Below are 17,958 nucleotides of genomic sequence, written 5' to 3'. Positions count from 1 at the left end.
ACATCCCCCTTTATTTGTATAAGCCATTATTATTGTTTATATTCCATCATCCAACAATCTTCTAATTTCCCCTCATGCAACTCATGTTCCTTTAAAATCTTTACTTTTTTAAATCCACTTTTTTCATAACACTTTATTGCTCGTTCATTATTTACTTTCGGATCCATTGCAATTGCTTCTGCTCCCATTTCACCCATAATATATGTAATTGCTGCCTGAACGAGTTTTGTTCCAATTCCCTTTCCCCAATAGGCTGGTTCACCGATAAATTGGTCCATACCCCATACATTTTGTGATTCTTTATAACCATATAACGCTTTCCACTCTGAATCCACTGGGTACATTTGTATGTAACCAATCGGAATGGTATCAAATTCTATTAAACATCTTTTTTCATTACTGTTTGGACTATGTATAAAATGATCAAGCACCTTTTCTACAGATTGCGGATTATCTCGTCCTTCGTAATACCGCAGGACTGATGGGTCCGTTAACCATTTAGAAATGATAGATGCATCATCTTCCATTACGTATCTAATCAATAAACCTTCTTTTTGAAAAAGCATATTATACCTCTATTATTTCTTTATATTTTTTCTTGCTGTTACATCTTTCATTGCACCTACTAATGCATATGGTAGTAATGTAATCGCAAAAAATGCTGTAAATACGTTAAGTTGCGGGATTGTATAGAGTGTGAACCATTCAGTGAAAAATTGAGAATTTAATATTCTATTAAAAAACTCTCCGCCTGGCCTAAAGTTTGGCGCCCACGCAGTGATTTCACACAAAATAAACAGTAACTGAACAATAAAAAATGCCCCTAGATAACGAAACCAAGTCCGTTTCCATATAGGTTGTGCATTTTTTAATATATCTCCCATCTTACCCCCTCCTTAAATATCCATCATATTAATTATACACTTTCCTCACTTTATTTGTTAAAATTTTCTATATAATTAATGCTGTTGGGGGGAAATACATTATGTCTAATCCTATACTTACATCCACTTTAATCATTCTTAGAGGAAACTCCTCAAGTGGTAAAACAACGATTGCAAAACAACTACAAGAACATTTCGGACAAGGAACACTTTTAGTATCACAGGATGTTGTACGTAGAGATATGCTTAGAGTACACGACACAATGGGTAATTTATCACATGATTTACTATTTGAAATTACGAAGTACGGAAAAGGAAAATGTGAATTTGTTATTTTAGAAGGTATATTGAACAGTCATAGGTATGGTGAGATGTTAAAAGAATTAATTCGTTATTTTGATGAAAATGCATTTGCATATTACTTTGATTTATCATTAGAGGAAACTATTAGACGACATAACACAAGAGACAAACGACATGAATTTGGTGAGGATTCCCTACAAAAATGGTATAATCCGCACGATACTATTAAGGTTGCCACAGAAACTATTTTTACAGATAACTTTACGCAAAAAGATATATTTGATGCAATTCTTAATGATGTTGCGATCGAAAAACAAGCCTAACATAATATGTTAGACTTGTTATATATTTTGTATTTCAGTTTTTATAATTAAACAATCTATACATAAATAATAGTATATATTCATTTCCCCAAACTGGAAATCAACTACTGAAATAAGTCCACGTTCCTCAATATCTTGAGTAATTGTAGCAACATATTTCATCTCTTTCGCACAAGTTGGACACGCCAAATCCTTTGGAAGATCATCATATAATGGTACGCCTAATAATCTACATACATATTCAGAACCGAACAAGTCAAAAGCTTCCCAGTAACTATCTTCATCTGTAGGTATATCTTCATTTTTCATATTTATAAGCTTTACCGTTGTTTTTGGTAATGAAGCTGGTAACTTAATTACAGATTTAGTAATAAGCCCTTTAAAAATCCTATTATCCTTCTACTAACAAAATAAAAGCCAGCCTCAATAAAGAGAACTGACTTCTATTTGGATAATTATTGTTATTATAAAATTTTCACTTTAACAGTTTGTCTTCCCCAATTCATAGCTTTACTTTTTGAACCCATTAAAACATCAATACGATTACCTTTAATTGCACTTCCAGTATCACCAGCGATCGCTTCTCCATAGCCTTCTACCCATACTTTAGATCCTAATGGGATTACTTTCGGGTCAACTGCGATAATTCTCATATTCGGATTTGCCGTTAAATCATGCCCCATCGCAGTTAAAACGCGTCCACCATATGTACCATTTTCACTTGGATCAGCAGTATACGCTGTCGCTACTACCGTTAATTCACGTTTAGCAGACTGTATGTTGTTTTTAGATGCTTCTTTCGCTCTCTCTTCTTCTTTAGCCTTTGCTATTTCTCTTGCTTTCTCTTCTTCTTTAGCTTTTGCTATTTCTCTTGCTTTCTCTTCTTCTTTAGCTTTTGCTATTTCTCTTGCTTTCTCTTCTTCTTTAGCTTTTGCTATTTCTCTTGCTTTCTCTTCTTCTTTAGCTTTTGCTATTTCTCTTGCTTTCTCTTCTCTTCTTCTTTAGCTTTTGCTATTTCTCTTGCTTTCTCTTCTTCTTTAGCTTTTGCTATTTCTCTTGCTTTCTCTTCTTCTTTAGCTTTTGCTATTTCTCTTGCTTTCTCTTCTTCTTTAGCTTTTACTATTTCTCTTGCTTTCTCTTCTTCTTTAGCTTTTGCTATTTCTTGCGCTTTTTCTTCTTCTTTAGCCTTTGCTATTTCTTGCACTTTCTCTTCTTCTTTAACTTTTACTTCTTCTTTGATTTTTGCCTCTTCTTTAGGCTTTACTATTTCTTGCGCTTTTTCTTCTTCTTTAACTTTTACTTCTTCTTTGACTTTTGCCTCTTCTTTAGGTTTTACTATTTCTTGCGCTTTCCCTTCTTCTTTAGGTTTTACTATTTCTTGCGCTTTCCCTTCTTCTTTAACTTTTACTACTTTTGCCTCTTCTTTAGGCTTTACTATTTCTTGTGCTTTCGTTGTTTCTTTCGCTTTTGCTACTTTCTGCGTCTTTACTTCTTTCTTTTCTTTAACTGATTTTTGTACTTTCGCTACTTGCTTCGTTTTCTCTTCAGTTTTCTTTTCAGTTGGTGCTGTACTTGATAGGAAAGAAACGTTTGCATAAGCAGTTTTTCCTTTATACTCAAATTGCAACCATCCGTCTTTTACTTGATGCGTTGATTCAATTACATCATCTTTTTTTAGTCTGCCAAGAATTTCTGAATCTGTGTTTGCTTCAGTACGTACATTTAACAAATTCGCCGTTACATGATATACATCTTTTGTAAACTCCGAACTTACAAACACTTCTTTACCATTCAACTCAATTTTTGACCAGCCATCTTCGGTATTTATGACTTTTAATTCTTGCCCATTCTTTACTTTTTCGACCACTTTTGATTCTGTAGTCGGTTTTTCACGTACGTTAAGTACATCTGCTGTTACGATTGTTTCTGCGGTAGCAGTTGTGGTAAACGCTCCCAATCCAAAAACAGTTGCTGTTGCTGCGCCAATTACTTTTTTCATATTAGCCTCCATTAAATTTTTTTGAATTTTATCAAATGCCTCCGTAAAATTGTATAATTTTACATAATATCAAAACATTTGCAACAGTATATTAATATTGTTTAATATACTGTTATTAAAACTCCTTACTCCAATACTATCAAATTCTCATTTCTAATTCTATATATTAGAAATCTCCTTATCTTTTATAAAAGCTCCATGCCCTTCTTCACACTAAATAGTTGTGGCAATTCCCGCCAAAAATAAACTTACGATTGCTAAAATTTGAGTAGCGACAATAGCCCCTCTTAAATGAAACTTATAATCTTTATATCCTTTCATACCTTCCGTACTAGGAATCACAACAAACCTTGGAGTAATCCAGCAAAAAATTAGCCAATCAATTATAAGTAAATCTACTAAATTGAAAATCATTAAAATACCAAAAGTGTGTAAATAGGCATCCATATACATTAACTTTTCATGCTTATGTAGTATATATGTAGAAAGGAAAGGAGTACCGAAAAGAATAGTATTATATACAATATTAAAATAAATGGTTTGCTTTTTTTCATGAATCGATTTTGGAAAAACTACTTTTTGAATATCTTTCGGATAATCAGTTAACGAAAGTCGAGGATTATAATATAAGGACCCTAAAATCATTACGGATAGTACAATAGACATGATGACACCAACGTACATCATTTGCTCAAATTGATTCATATGCTTCATTCACCCTTTTCTGTAATTACTATGATGGTCATTCACTTAATTACATATTGTATGTACGTACATAATCAAAAATTAACAACTAGCTTTAATAGCGAAGCAAAATTGTTGCAATGCAAATGCAAATTTAATACAGTGGAAGCCTAATTGATACAGATAGGATTGGTGAAACCTATGAAAATTGAACATATTGCAATTTGGGTAAATGACTTAGAATGTATGCGTGATTTTTATATGAAATACTTTAATGGTAAAGCAAACTCTTTATATCATAATAAAACGAAACAATTTGAATCTTATTTTATTACGTTCGAATCTGGAGCAAGACTTGAACTTATGCGTAAAAAAGGGATTGAAAATAAGCCTAATTTAAACATAACTGGCTATGCTCATATGGCTTTTTCTGTCGGTAGTGAAGAACGTGTGAATGAACTGACAAAGGTGATAAAAGATGCTGGTTATCCTTTATTGAATGGACCACGTTTTACTGGAGATGGCTATTATGAAAGTGTAATAGGCGATCCGGAAGGTAATCAAATAGAAATTACGATTTAACTTACCCTTTTCCACCACCTCCGTATTTTTCCACCGATTAGGCGGTGCTGTTGCCGAGGTGCCAAATGAGGCGACTGCTTATTTTTACCGAAAAGCACTATCAAACATGTCAATATTTGCTACTTGGGGGCAATCAGAAGGTGCTGGTGGAAGTATTCGATGGGTTGAAGATTTCCGCTTGGCAATGCTCCCCTTTACAAAGGGTGTCTACGTTAATACACCTGACCTTTCCATTAAAAATTGGCCAGATGCATACTTCAGTTGCAGCTTTGACCGATTAATGAAAGTAAAAGCGAAATACGATCCGAAAAATGTTTTTAACTTTCCGCAAAGTATTCCGCTTTTTTAAACTATATATTCCACCTAATATATCAAAATATAAAACATCCATTTTTTTATGGGTGTTTTACAAAAAGAGTTTACATAATATAATTATTAGTTGCTTCTTTTACTAAATATCTATTCAACAATCGAAAGTAACACTTTCTCAAGGTCTTTTTTAGATAACATACTTTCGTTTATATAGCCATTCTTTTAATTGTACTTCATCCAAAGCTCCGTTCCCCTCTCATAATCCTTCACACTATATTCGCTCGTTTTTCACAAAAGGTTCATTTTACATGAAAATTTATTTATTACAATAAAAATATAAGGTATATTTTTATGAAAAGGAGGAATTCAATAATGAATACAGAGGATAAAATTCACGCTGAAAAAGTGTTAAAAAATCTATTCATCGGATCACAAGTTGATGGATTACAATTTGGTATTTCTCCAGGCGCTATAAAGATTCATTTCACAAACTTTCACGACTCAGTTGATTATGACGGACAATTATATATCAATATCGAATCCAAATGGTGTTTATTTAATAAACCTCAAAAAAGCTACCCATTAAATGAAGATGAATTTGAAGTTTATTCTGAGAAAGAAGAATATGAAAAAATATGTAAGATAAGAAGACAAAAAGTTACCGATATACAACTTGGCTTAGAAAGCCCTCATTTAATTATTACATTAGAGAGTGGACAAATTATTTTTTTAAATGGTTTTCATGATTATTATGAATGTTGGCAAGCTGGTGTCCTATGTGAGCAATGGCTTGTAGTCGCTGCACCTGGGAATGAAATCGCCACTTGGGCTCCCGATGAGTTTACCGATAAGTAAACTGTCTTCACGAAGAAGAAACGAAGATATTTTATGAAGTACTATACTAATGAACTACATAATCATTTCTATTACACGTAAACAAAATGACGATTTTACTTTAATAGAACTCACTTTATTAAAGTTGAAAGGATGATAATGATGGCATGTGTCCATGATTTTGGAATAATTGACGATTTTACTTCTCAAAAAAATTACGAAGATTATACACCAGAGAAATATCATTGTATATCTGTTGATGATGATATTATCAGTAGTTTAAATCAAAATTTATCAATTATGAAAACCTACTTCCATACAGTCAAAAATCAGAAATACGGTTTAGCTTATTGTGGTATTACAATTATCCCGCCTGAATCATTAGCAATTTTCTATGAAACAGTTACATCCTCAAAGTTCTTCAGAAAATCTGATGAGCTGAATGAGTTAGCTTCAAAAATTGTACAAGCTGCAGCAGAACAGAAGTACATGATCCATTATGGGGTTTAAATGTAATTCAAAAAATGCTTAGGATTTCTCCGAAGCATTTTTTGTATGTTACTAATACATTTATTCCTTAACCATTTAGTCAATGCTTGATCCTATGGCCCCATCTTTTACAAGTGAGGGCGCCCCTATTAATCTAAATAAGCGTCTCATTTCCAATCTTCCAGCTAAACCATCTCCCATGCCCTTCTGTTTCTCCAACTGTTTCACGATATTCGTTTCCGTTAATATAATAATCAATATGAAGGTCACGATCCCACATGTTGTTATACAGGTGGAATACATCACGTTTTGCTCCAATTTCTTGTATTTGTTTTTCTAACTTATGTTTTACTTGTTCTGGTATTTGATTTGCAACATGTGTATGGAAAATACAAATAACAGCTTCTTCACTTATTTGTTCAATAATAGATGATAATAGCTCTACACCGTCTCCTTCTATTAATTGGACAGATTCATTTTTCACTAAAGATGCAGCTTGATCAAACATCTCAAGCCTTTCTTTATGTTCTGGCCAAATTAAAGCACGTAACCATAAATAATCTTCCTCATTATGTAAATCATTCACATGTAAGTCCAGTCCGATTCTTTCTACGACAGATGGGCTTTCTTTTAGAAAATGCGGCACATTTTCCCCTCTTATTTCAGAAGTTACATGCACATTTGAATTTATATTCCCGTACATTTCATCCGTTCCGTACGAATAACGATATTGGTCCCAGAACAATTGCAACCCAGAACTTGTCCCAATTTCAATTAACGCTAACGGCTTCTTCACTTTCTTAAATATGTAGCAGAAACTTGGGTATAAGTATGCGCACCGTCTTACTTCATTCGTTTGAACAAATTTTGTTTGTAACAAAGTAATGATTTCTTCTCGGTACTCTTTACAGAAATCTTTAAAATGATTAAAAGCTTTATCTAAATTTGTATCAGCATCTTCAACTAAACTACTATAATACGTTTTTAAATGATGTTCTTTCCCTGCTAGCAATAAATAATGTACTGCACCTAATAGTAAGTTTGGGACTGGTTGACCTACCTGAGCATAGGACGATAGTGTAAGTACTTCCTCATCTTCAGCAATTTTCATTGATAAATATTCATATAAATCACTTGACCCTTTACATTCCTTTATTGAAAAGTTTCGAAATAAGTTTGAAATTTGTTCTTTTGTACACATTAGAGTCCCTCCTTTTTATTTTTCAGAATAATCTTACCATTACAGAAAGAATAATCCCATAAAAAGGTACTCGATTTAGTCACTTAAGGATACGTAAGCTTTTTCGAGATAATTTCAAACTGTAATTTTTTTCTATTTATCACCTTAAAAGAGCTTGTTAAATAAGATTTTTAGCGAATAAAACGTTAAATAGTTTAAAATTATCAGATAACACTAGATATTTTAGTCTATTAATTATTATAATAGAGTATGAGATGGTTATATAATTGAGACAAAAAAGGTATACACCTAGGTGGGGCCTAGGCGGTGTTTCTCTTTTACGGCTTAGACATAGAAAACACCTACACTTTTTTGCCAATATAGGGGATGGAGAGATTATCATGAGCAACATGCAGCAAAAAACAGACGTTATCTTAATTGGTGCAGGAATTATGAGTGCAACGTTAGGCTCATTACTAAAAGAATTAGCACCAGAATGGGAAATTAAAGTTTTTGAAAAACTCGCAAGTGCCGGGGAAGAAAGCTCTAACGAATGGAATAATGCAGGTACTGGGCATTCTGCGCTATGCGAACTGAACTATACTTCCGAAAAAGCTGACGGATCTATAGATATTAGTAAGGCTGTAAAAGTGAATGAGCAATTCCAGCTTTCAAGACAATTTTGGGCATATCTTGTAAAGAGCAAATTAATTCGTAATCCACAAGATTTTATTATGCCACTACCTCATATGAGTTTAGTACAAGGGGAAAAAAATGTTGAGTTTCTAAAAAACCGTTTTGAAGCGCTTTCAAAAAATCCACTGTTTCAAGGAATGGAATTTTCCGATGCTCCTGAAACATTAAAAAAATGGCTTCCACTCATTATGGAAGGTCGCACATCTAATGAACCGATGGCGGCAACGAAGATTGACTCTGGAACAGATGTTAACTTCGGTGCATTAACACGTATGTTGTTTGATTACTTAAAAACAAAAAATGTCGAACTAAACTACAAGCATAGTGTCGAAAATATTAAGCGCACGAAAAATGGTTTGTGGGAAGTAAAAGTACACGATATGAATAGTGGTAAAATTGAGCATCATACTGCTAAATTCGTCTTTATTGGCGGCGGTGGCGGTAGCCTACCTCTACTTCAAAAGACTGGTATCCCTGAATCAAAACATATCGGTGGCTTCCCAGTAAGTGGACTATTTATGGTATGTAAAAACCAAAAAGTTGTAGAGCAGCATCATGCGAAAGTGTACGGTAAAGCTAAAGTTGGCGCTCCGCCAATGTCTGTACCTCATCTAGATACGAGATATATAGACAATAAAAAAGCTTTACTGTTTGGACCATTCGCAGGCTTCTCACCTAAATTCTTAAAAACAGGTTCAAATCTTGACTTAATCGGTTCTGTAAAACCGAATAACGTCTTAACGATGTTAGCCGCTGGTGTAAAAGAAATGGGACTTACAAAATACTTAATTCAGCAAGTTATGTTATCACATGAAAAACGTATGGAAGAATTACGCGAATTCATTCCGAACGCGAAAAGTGAAGATTGGGATATTGTAGTTGCTGGACAACGTGTACAAGTAATTAAAGATACTGATGCTGGCGGTAAAGGGACACTTCAATTTGGTACAGAAGTAGTAAGTGCAGCTGACGGCTCAATCGCCGCATTACTAGGCGCATCACCAGGTGCTTCTACTGCTGTTCACGTCATGCTTGAAGTATTAGAAAAATGTTTCCCAAGCCGCATGGTAGAATGGGAAGAAAAAATAAAAGAAATGATTCCTTCATATGGCATTTCACTAACTGAAAATCCAAGATTGTTCCAAGATCTTCACACTTCTACTGGTCGTACACTTGGATTAAACGAAAAAGAAACTGTTCATAATTAATGAAGAAATAAAAAAACGTCCGATATATTCGGACGTTTTTTTGTCTACTAAAAATTATACTTATCAATATTATCTTTCGTAAATACAACTCGTTCTGGTAATACGATAATTCCATTCCCTTCTGCCTCATAATCATATCCTTGAATGGAGTTTGGCTCTACCTTCACTTTTCCAATTCCTTTTACTTCGAAGCTATCCCCTACTTTTAACTTCTTCCCTTTTACAACAATTTCATTTGCTACATACGTTGCGAGAGCACCTTGTTGTTTTACATCCCATAAACCAAATTGTGCTACTGTTCCTCGTTTTACGTAATCACGCATAACGTTTGGTGTAGAGAAGCCAGTTACGACAACCTTTTTATCCATTTTTAAATTTTCAGCTGCTTGTGCCATTGCCGGAAGTGCCGTTGCATCTGGACAAATGACTGCGTTAATATCAGGATACGTTTTTAAAATATTCTCTCCTACTGACAAAGACTTTTGCGCATTATTTTCACCGTACTGCGTCGTTACAATTTCCCAGTTCGGATATTTCTTTTTAATAATTGCTTTCGCTTTCGTTACCCATTGGTTTTGATCCGTTACTGTCGGGCTAGAATAAAAGAAGGCTACTTTTCCTTTATCTCCAATTTGCTTTGAAGTCATTTCTATTAATAAATTAGCAAGTTGGTCTGGTGTTCCTTGGCTTATATAAAAAGAACGATCTTTCGGATTCACATCAGAATCCCATGTTAACACCGTCATCCCTTTTTTCTTAGCACGTTGCAGTGATTGCGATAACCCATCCACTGACGTAGATGAAACCATAATCGCATCATAGTTTTGATTAATGAAATTGTTTATATATTTAACTTGCCCTGAAACACTCGCTTCAGACGGTCCATCATACTTCACTTGCACGCCTAACTTATCTCCCATCTCTTTTGCCCCTTCACCACCCGATGTGAAGAAACCAACCCCTGTTAATTTCGGAATAAATGCAAATTTCACATCATCAACCTTTTTCTTATCTGCCGTTTGACTAGAACACGCAATTAAACCGATTAAACAAATACATACAATCAATACAATCCCCAGTTTTCTCTTCATGACATTTCCCCCTTATGCAAATTCTTTCTTTTCTCCGCTAAGAATTGATGTAATTTGAAATGTCTCATAATAACTGAAAGAATAAGGATAATACCTATTACTACATTGGATTGTTCATTTGTTAAACCCGTCATTTGCAAGCCATACTGCATGAGCCCAATGAAAATACTCGCCAGTACAGTACCAATAATGCTTCCTTTTCCGCCTGTAATAAGTGTACCGCCTAAGACGACTGCTGTAATGATTGGTAAAATTGTTTCACTTCCCATATCAGCACGTGCGGAACCGAAGTAGGCAGTTAAGAAAGCGCCTCCTAATCCACCTCCTAACCCTGAAAGTATGTAAGCAATAATGACTACTTTTTTCGTTTTAATCCCAGTGTATTTTGCTGCATTTTCGTTCGCACCTGTTAATTTTACATGGCGCCCGTATATAGTTCGATGAAATAACACAGTACATAAAACTGTTAATACGATCAGTAGCCATAATAAATTCGGTATTCCTATAAAACTACCATTTGCCAGTTGTACAAATACGTCTGGTAAACCGCTTATTCCTTCATACCCAGAAGCACCTGCCCCTCCTGAAATGACGAGGGCAATTCCCCCGTATAAAAACATCGTTCCGAGTGTAACGACGAGTGGTTCTACATCCGTCATTTTTATAATAAGTCCGTTTAAAGCGCCTGCTAAACAACTAATTATTAGGGCGATTATAACAGCAAACAAAATAGGTATTCCGTTCATCCAAAGTACACCGATTAAGATCGAAGTGAGCCCCATTATTGAGCCGATCGATACATCAATTCCTCCTGTTACTATAACAAAAGTCATTGGTATCGCCGCAATTGCGATAAATAAGAAATCATTTGTACTAAAAAGGAGATTACTAATATTTAAGAAATCACTATTTATTAAACTAAAAAGGATGAATTCTACAAGAAGTAATACAATTAGAACCCCTTCCCATCTATATACATACTTCATAGATTCATCCTCCTTTCTGCCTTCCACTTTTTCATAACACTATCTAATATGATGATAAGTAATAATAAAAAACCTGAAATAGCATTATTCCAAAATGCTGGTATTTTTAAAAAGACGAGTGAGCTACTTATTGTTTCTAAAAATAACGCTCCTAATGCAGCTCCAAATAAAGATCCTGTTCCTCCTTTTAAATGAATTCCTCCTAGTACAGCGGCTGCGATTACTTGTAATTCTAATCCTGTACCTGTTTGATTTGGCACGAAACCGATATTCATAACAAATATGCAACCAGCGATCGCAGCGCTTATGCCTGAAATCATAAACGCATATATCTTCACTTTATTAACAGGTATACCAATAAGCCTCGCGCCATCTTCATTATCACCTACCGCATAAAAGTATCTTCCCAATGGCACTTTTCTTAAAAAGAAGTATAGTAGTAGTAAAATAATAAGAACGAACCATACAGTTATAGGTAAACCAAGAATGATGATAGATGGCAGCTGCTTAAAATCGTTTGGAATATCTTCAATCCACTTCCCGCCTGTGAAAATTAACATTGTACCTCTAATAATTCCTAACATGCCTAATGTCATAATAATGGCTGGTACCCGAAACTTCGCAACTCCAATACCATTTACGAAACCGATAATGGCCCCAAGTATAATAGCTACAAATATCGACAAGAATGCACTATACCCATTCGTTAACATCATTCCGCAAACTGCTGCACTTAACCCCATGCTTGAACCAACTGATACATCTATATTTTTCGTAAATAAGACGAACGATTGACCGATTGCTAGCACGACTAAAATAACGCTTGATTTCATCAGTAAAGATAACGAGTTAAATTGAATAAAACTAGGGTTTATCATTCCTACAATAGCTATATAAATTAGTAGTAACAGTATGATAGACGTTTCATGCATTTTTAACATACGTTTCATTCCGCTACACCTCCGTATGCAAGGCGTGTAACTTCATTCACACTCAGTTGTTCTTTTTCCATATGAGAAACAAATCGCCCATTTCTCATTACATATACACGGTTTACTAATTGGACAATTTCTTCAACATCTGAAGAGATTAATAAAATTGCGAGTCCTTCCCTTTTCATTTTTTTTATCGTCTCATACACTTCAAGCCTTGCTTTCGCATCAATTCCGCGAGTCGGCTCATCAAGAATAATAATTTTAGGATTACATGCAAGATACTTCGCAAGCACGACCTTCTGCTGATTACCTCCTGATAAAGATGCCAGTTCTTTATTCATATTCTGTACAACAATTCGGAACTGTTCTATAAACGAATTAACTAAAGCGCTTTCTTTTTCTTGATTTATAAAAAAGCGATTATTTTGATATAAACTTGCTGCTGCAATATTTTCTTTAACAGAAGCAATTGAGAAAATTCCATTCCTCGCTCTATCCTCTGGCACATAAACTAGTCCTTCGTCTAGCCTTTTATGCAAAGAACACGTATCAATTGATTTTCCACCCAATAAGATAGACCCTGATTTTATAGTTTTCAATCCAAATATCGCTTCTGCTAATTCCGTTCTGCCAGATCCTATAATGCCAGCAACACCTACAACCTCACCGGCATGTACAGTGAATGATATATTTTCGAATGCGTGACCATTTATATCAACCACTTCTAATATTTTTTTCGTCTTTACTGTCTCTTGAACTACTTCTATTTTCTCTTTCTGTTTATATCCTTTTGGCAATAGTCCCTCCATCAGCATGTCATATGTATAGTCACATACATCACCTTGGCTTACAACCATTCCATCACGTAGTATTGCTACTTTGTTGGCAATTTCAAAGATTTCTGGAAAACGATGCGTAATATAAATCATCCCAATTCCTTTTTCTTGTAAACTTTTCATCAACACAAAAAGACTCTTAATTTCGTGTGTTGTTAATGTCGATGTTGGCTCATCTAGAATAAGAATCTCAGCTTCTCTTATTAATCCTCTAACGATTTCTACTAACTGTTGTTGCGCAATCGATAATGTTCCTCCTAGTTTATTAAGGTCAATATCCCATCCTAAGCTGCTAATCAATTGCTGAATCTGTACTTTTAGTTTCTTTTTCTTTTTCTTTTCTTTTAACCCGATACATATATTTTCTTCAATAGTCATATGCGGAAAAATGAGTGGTTCTTGCGGTATTAAATAAATACCTTTTCGGTGTGCTTCTGATGGATTTGAAAACTGTTGCTTCATTCCTTTTACATACATCTCTCCATCATCATACGAATATAACCCCGTTAATATTTTCATTAATGTTGATTTCCCGGCGCCATTTCCCCCCACTAAAGCGTATATATCTCCGCGCTCTACTTGTAAGTTCACTTCTTTTAATACAAGTTGATTTAAAAACGCCTTACTCATTTTCTTTACTTGTAATAAAGGTACGTTCTCCACATGATGTCACCTGCCTTTATCCAGAACATTTTTTGAGAAAATGATTATTTGTTCTACTTGTTTTGTAGCATTGTATATTCCTTTTTTTATATCTAGAACACTTTTTTCTACGTACTATTAATCGTTTCAACTGGAATAAACAAAATATATGGTACATATGTTTAAGCTGTGGTCAATTGTTGAAAGGGATGAAGAGTATGACTCAGCTAAACTTTGAAGAAAATTTATTAACTAAAGTAGCTTGGTACTATTATAAAGACCAATTAACACAACAGGAGATCGCGTCACTTCTTCATATTTCAAGAAATAAAGTCGTCCGGTTATTAGATAAAGCGCGGAGTGAAGGTATCGTTACATTTCACGTAAAAGGGACTGGTTTGCACTGTTTAAGTATTGAGCGTGACCTAATGAAAAAATTCCACTTAAAAGATGCTTTTATTATCCCTACCCCAGTAAACAATTATCACGCTTCTCTCGGAAAAGCTGCTGCACAATATTTAGAAACTCATCTCCAGCAAGGCGATTTACTCGGTATTGGCTGGGGAGAAACAATTAGCAAAATGCTAGAAAACATTCATTTTGAAAGTTCTATCAACCTTTCAATCGTAACGCTCACAGGCGGGGTAAATCACTATCTCCCGAGAAAACAAAACTATTTACACTACATGCAAGGCGAGCTTCACATTATCCCTACGCCGTTTCTAGCGTCTACAACCGAAATGGCACAAAGTATTCTATCAGAACCGAGTGTAAAAGATATGCTTCAAGTCGCTTCACTTGCTCATACGGCTGTTGTCGGTATTGGGGGATTATCTCAAGACGCTACGATTGTAAAAGAAGAAAAATTAACACTACGTGAGATGACATATATTCGTAGTCAAAACGGTGCTGGCGATATTTTAGGACAGTTTTATAATACAAATGGCGATTTATTAGAGCTCTCGCATCACAATCGTCTAATTGGCACGCCCCTCTCTATTTTGCGCAATATGAAGCATGTCGTCGGTGTTGCTGGAGGTACTGAAAAGATAGATGCAATTTATGGTGCCTTAAAAGGAAAGTTTATTCATTCATTAATTACCGATGAGGAAACTGCCCTCTCCTTATTACGAAAGGATGGTGATTGTTAATGTCCCATTTATTAGCTTTCGATGCTGGTACAGGGAGCATTCGAGCAGTTCTTTTTGATTTACATGGTAATCAAATTGCAGTAAGTCAAAAAGAATGGATTCACAAATCTGACCTTCGTTATCCAGGCTCTATGAACTTTGATGTAGTAGAAAATTGGAAGCTAGTACAAGAATGTACGAAAGAGGTGCTTCAAAAAAGCAACACTCCTGCCTCTTCTATTCTTGCTATTAGCGCTACAAGTATGCGAGAAGGATTTGTTTTATATGATCAAGATGGGCAAGAAATATGGGCGTGTGCAAATGTTGATGGGCGCGCATCCGTCGAAGTTAGTGAATTAAAAGAAATTCGGTCACATCTTGAAAAAGATTTATATACAAAGTCTGGTCAAACTTTTTCATTAGGTGCTTTACCACGCCTACTCTGGATAAAAAAACATGAACCCGACGTCTATAATAATATTCACTCTTTTACAATGTTAAACGATTGGATTTTATATAAACTAAGCGGCGTGCTACAAATCGATCCCTCAAACGGATGCACGTCAGGTATTTTTGACTTACAAAATAGAGTGTGGGATAACGATGTCGCTAAGGAGTGCGGCCTATCTTTGCCATTTTCACCAACAGTAAATGAAGCTGGTACAGTAATTGGCAACGTTACAAAAGAGTGTGCAGCATTAACTGGATTACGTGAAGGGATTCCTGTCGTCGCCGGGGGTGGAGATGCTCAAATGGCATCGCTCGGAACAGGAATCGTGAAACCGAATCAAACGTTAATATGCGGGGGTAGCTTTTGGCAACAAGAAGTGAATGTTACTGAGCCAATAACAGATCCACATGCTGCGATTCGAGTAAATTGTCACGTTGTTCCGAACCTATGGCAATATGAAACAATCGCCTTTTTCCCAGGTCTCGTTATGCGCTGGTTTCGAGACGCTTTTTGCCAAGAAGAAAAGAAACTTGCTGATAAACTCGGTGTAGACGCTTATGAATTACTAGAAGAACAAGCGAAAGACGTACCTGTCGGTTCACATGGCATTATCCCTACTTTTTCAAACGTTATGAACTACATTTCTTGGCGTCATGCCGCACCTTCTTTTTTAAATTTAAGTTTAGACGCTGACAAATGCGGAAAAAAAGAACTGTTTCGTGCTATTGAAGAAAATGCAGCCTTCATTACACTTGGAAACTTAAAATTAATAAAAAATCTAACTGGCACATTCCCTTCTGAAGTTATTTTTGCTGGCGGTGCCGCTAAAGGAAAACTATGGCCACAAATTCTATCAGACGTACTCGGTATTCCTGTAAAAGTACCTGTTGTGAAAGAAGCAGCTGCTTTAGGAACTGCGATTGCTGCTGGAGTTGGTGCTGGCATATATTCATCTATGGAAGAAACTGCCGAAGAGTTTGTACAGTGGGAGCAAACATTCGAACCAGTTACTGAAAATCACGAACTATATAAAGAGTTCTATGAAACATGGAAAACTGTATATGACAGTCAGCTCGCTTTAGCTGATAAAGGGCTCACCTCACATATGTGGATTGCGCCTGGTGCACTGTAACACATTACATAAAGGAGTGAACTGTATGTTAAAAGCGAATGAAAATGACTTCTCCTATCGCTTCGGTGATAACGGGCCGAAATATTTAATACAAGGTCCAAATATTGATCTTGGCCTTGTTGTCATTCAACCGGGCCAGGAGTTTCAAAACCATTATCATACGACGTGCGAAGAGGTCTTTTATGCATTAGAAGGTGAAATAGATTTCTATGTGAATAATGAAAGAGTTCCAATTAAACAAGGTGATGTCCTGCAAGTTCGTCCTCATGAATCTCACTATCTTATTAACCATTCTGACAAACCTTTTAAAGCTGTTTTTATTAAGTCACCACATTTACCAAATAAAGATACTGTACAAACGGAAAATCCAACATTAACGAAGGAGTGATTTGGAATGACTTGGGGATTTAAAAATCGATTAAATACAATTTTACCTGATGGTAGAGCGGTTATGTTAGCAATAGATCACGGTTATTTCTTAGGACCAATTCACGGACTAGAACAACCACTTGAAACAGTAAAAAACTTACTTCCTTATACAGACTCCCTCTTTTTAACGCGCGGTGTACTTAGCTCCTGTATTCCTGAAAACTGCAGCACACCGATGGTTATGCGTGTATCTGGCGGCGCTACTGTCGTCGGTAAAGATTTAGCGAATGAAACAATTGTTACACCTGTAAAAGAAGCAGTGAAGCAAAACGCAATTGGCGTTGGCGTTTCTGTTTTTGTCGGATCAGACTATGAAACACAAACTGTTTCGAATCTCGCAAATGTAGTCTCTGAAGCTCACGATTACGGCCTACCCGTACTCGGCATTACCGCAGTCGCAAAAGAATTACAAAAACGTGAAGCTCGCTTTCTAGCACTTGCTTCCCGCGTATGTGTTGAAATGGGTGCTGATATTATTAAAACGTATTACTGCGAAGGATTCGAAAAAATAACGAGCACATGCCCTGCCCCAGTCGTCATCGCAGGTGGCCCAAAACTAGATTCAATTGAAGACGCATTAAACATTACGTACAATGCGCTGCAAGAAGGCGCAATTGGAGTAGACATGGGCCGAAACATATGGCAATCCGAGCACCCAGCTGCGATGATTCAAGCGATACATGGCATTGTGAAGAATGGATTGAATGTGAAAGAGGCGCTTGAACTTTATGATGATGTGAAGAATTAATGTGAAAAGACAGACTATTTATTAGTCTGTCTTTTTTACTTTACAGTGAAACTTTCTTAATCCGTCTTCTAATATGATACATAC

Annotated in this window: 18 protein-coding genes and 2 pseudogenes; 10 read left to right on the top strand and 10 right to left on the bottom strand. The window is 35.5% G+C overall.

Features of this window, described 5'->3' with window-relative positions; all coding sequences use genetic code 11:
- Positions 1-29: 29 nt before the first annotated feature.
- Together GBN91_RS17145 and GBN91_RS17140 are read right to left on the bottom strand one after the other, a co-directional pair.
- The gene (locus GBN91_RS17145; RefSeq protein ID WP_152121848.1) at positions 30-566 is read right to left on the bottom strand and encodes a GNAT family N-acetyltransferase; all 537 of its coding nucleotides are present in this window, start codon (positions 564-566) and stop codon (positions 30-32) included.
- 12 nt (positions 567-578) lie between these two features.
- Positions 579-884 carry a YfzA family protein gene (locus tag GBN91_RS17140; protein ID WP_000502340.1) on the bottom strand — a complete coding sequence of 102 codons (306 nt, stop codon included), beginning with the start codon at positions 882-884 and terminating at the stop codon, positions 579-581.
- Between the two features lie 101 nt (positions 885-985).
- Between GBN91_RS17140 and GBN91_RS17135 the strand changes: the two genes are divergently transcribed.
- Positions 986-1,510: a kinase gene (locus tag GBN91_RS17135; protein ID WP_000070150.1), complete on the top strand. Its 525-nt coding sequence runs from the start codon at positions 986-988 to the stop codon at positions 1,508-1,510.
- Positions 1,511-1,528: 18 nt separating this feature from the next.
- Here the strand turns inward: GBN91_RS17135 and GBN91_RS17130 are convergent.
- From GBN91_RS17130 to GBN91_RS17120, 3 genes and pseudogenes are all read right to left on the bottom strand, one after another.
- A pseudogene (locus GBN91_RS17130) lies at positions 1,529-1,864 on the bottom strand (hypothetical protein); the annotation flags it as partial.
- A 110-nt stretch (positions 1,865-1,974) separates the two neighbouring features.
- Positions 1,975-3,509: pseudogene (gene entB, locus GBN91_RS17125) on the bottom strand (cell wall-binding protein EntB).
- Between the two features lie 213 nt (positions 3,510-3,722).
- The gene (locus GBN91_RS17120) at positions 3,723-4,214 is read right to left on the bottom strand and encodes a hypothetical protein (protein WP_001071243.1); all 492 of its coding nucleotides are present in this window, start codon (positions 4,212-4,214) and stop codon (positions 3,723-3,725) included.
- Between the two features lie 180 nt (positions 4,215-4,394).
- Here GBN91_RS17120 and GBN91_RS17115 point away from each other — a divergent pair, with 180 nt between their 5' ends.
- The 4 genes from GBN91_RS17115 to GBN91_RS17100 all read left to right on the top strand — a co-directional run bounded on the left by GBN91_RS17115 (position 4,395) and on the right by GBN91_RS17100 (position 6,431).
- Positions 4,395-4,775, top strand: a complete 381-nt coding sequence (locus GBN91_RS17115; protein WP_000687534.1) for a VOC family protein — start codon at positions 4,395-4,397, stop codon at positions 4,773-4,775.
- Between the two features lie 58 nt (positions 4,776-4,833).
- Entirely contained in the window at positions 4,834-5,124 is a 291-nt protein-coding gene (locus tag GBN91_RS17110; protein ID WP_001132392.1) for a BBE domain-containing protein, read from the top strand.
- Between the two features lie 335 nt (positions 5,125-5,459).
- Entirely contained in the window at positions 5,460-5,942 is a 483-nt protein-coding gene (locus GBN91_RS17105; protein WP_016122714.1) for a hypothetical protein, read from the top strand.
- Positions 5,943-6,080: 138 nt separating this feature from the next.
- Positions 6,081-6,431, top strand: coding sequence for a hypothetical protein (locus tag GBN91_RS17100; RefSeq protein ID WP_001999997.1), 351 nt, complete (start codon positions 6,081-6,083; stop codon positions 6,429-6,431).
- Positions 6,432-6,564: 133 nt separating this feature from the next.
- On the opposite strand, the gene GBN91_RS17095 is transcribed toward GBN91_RS17100, so the two are convergent.
- The gene (locus tag GBN91_RS17095; RefSeq protein WP_049108100.1) at positions 6,565-7,611 is read right to left on the bottom strand and encodes a DUF2332 domain-containing protein; all 1,047 of its coding nucleotides are present in this window, start codon (positions 7,609-7,611) and stop codon (positions 6,565-6,567) included.
- A 380-nt stretch (positions 7,612-7,991) separates the two neighbouring features.
- Between GBN91_RS17095 and GBN91_RS17090 the strand changes: the two genes are divergently transcribed.
- Positions 7,992-9,494 carry a malate:quinone oxidoreductase gene (locus GBN91_RS17090; RefSeq protein WP_000069138.1) on the top strand — a complete coding sequence of 501 codons (1,503 nt, stop codon included), beginning with the start codon at positions 7,992-7,994 and terminating at the stop codon, positions 9,492-9,494.
- 47 nt (positions 9,495-9,541) lie between these two features.
- Here GBN91_RS17090 and lsrB read toward each other — a convergent pair whose 3' ends face one another.
- Genes lsrB through GBN91_RS17070 form a run of 4 tightly spaced genes read right to left on the bottom strand, consistent with a single transcriptional unit; the run spans position 9,542 to position 14,005 of the window.
- On the bottom strand, positions 9,542-10,585 hold the full coding sequence (lsrB, locus tag GBN91_RS17085; protein ID WP_149215714.1) for an autoinducer 2 ABC transporter substrate-binding protein LsrB: 1,044 nt from the start codon (positions 10,583-10,585) through the stop codon (positions 9,542-9,544).
- Positions 10,582-11,571, bottom strand: coding sequence for an ABC transporter permease (locus GBN91_RS17080; protein ID WP_000878526.1), 990 nt, complete (start codon positions 11,569-11,571; stop codon positions 10,582-10,584). The genes lsrB and GBN91_RS17080 overlap by 4 nt, the downstream gene beginning before the upstream one ends.
- Entirely contained in the window at positions 11,568-12,521 is a 954-nt protein-coding gene (locus GBN91_RS17075; protein ID WP_000827494.1) for an ABC transporter permease subunit, read from the bottom strand. Before GBN91_RS17075 ends, GBN91_RS17080 begins: the two co-directional genes overlap by 4 nt.
- Positions 12,518-14,005, bottom strand: coding sequence for a sugar ABC transporter ATP-binding protein (locus tag GBN91_RS17070; protein ID WP_152121846.1), 1,488 nt, complete (start codon positions 14,003-14,005; stop codon positions 12,518-12,520). Before GBN91_RS17070 ends, GBN91_RS17075 begins: the two co-directional genes overlap by 4 nt.
- A gap of 197 nt (positions 14,006-14,202) precedes the next feature.
- On the opposite strand from GBN91_RS17070, the gene GBN91_RS17065 reads away from it, so the two are divergent.
- From GBN91_RS17065 to lsrF, 4 genes are read left to right on the top strand one after another with little or no spacing between them, the layout of a single operon-like run.
- On the top strand, positions 14,203-15,135 hold the full coding sequence (locus tag GBN91_RS17065) for a sugar-binding transcriptional regulator (RefSeq protein ID WP_000192709.1): 933 nt from the start codon (positions 14,203-14,205) through the stop codon (positions 15,133-15,135).
- On the top strand, positions 15,135-16,697 hold the full coding sequence (lsrK, locus tag GBN91_RS17060; protein WP_000018810.1) for an autoinducer-2 kinase: 1,563 nt from the start codon (positions 15,135-15,137) through the stop codon (positions 16,695-16,697). Before GBN91_RS17065 ends, lsrK begins: the two co-directional genes overlap by 1 nt.
- Positions 16,698-16,722: 25 nt before the next feature.
- On the top strand, positions 16,723-17,085 hold the full coding sequence (locus GBN91_RS17055) for a cupin domain-containing protein (RefSeq protein WP_000909986.1): 363 nt from the start codon (positions 16,723-16,725) through the stop codon (positions 17,083-17,085).
- A gap of 6 nt (positions 17,086-17,091) precedes the next feature.
- Positions 17,092-17,874, top strand: coding sequence for a 3-hydroxy-5-phosphonooxypentane-2,4-dione thiolase (gene lsrF / locus GBN91_RS17050; RefSeq protein ID WP_000219772.1), 783 nt, complete (start codon positions 17,092-17,094; stop codon positions 17,872-17,874).
- The last annotated feature ends 84 nt before the right edge of the window (positions 17,875-17,958 follow it).

Origin of the sequence: Bacillus sp. B1-WWTP-T-0.5-Post-4 (assembly GCF_009183795.1) — a bacterium.
Lineage (GTDB): Bacteria > Bacillota > Bacilli > Bacillales > Bacillaceae_G > Bacillus_A > Bacillus_A cereus.
The sequence above is the reverse complement of the archived record's forward strand: the minus strand, read 5'-3'. Positions and strand labels throughout refer to the sequence as shown.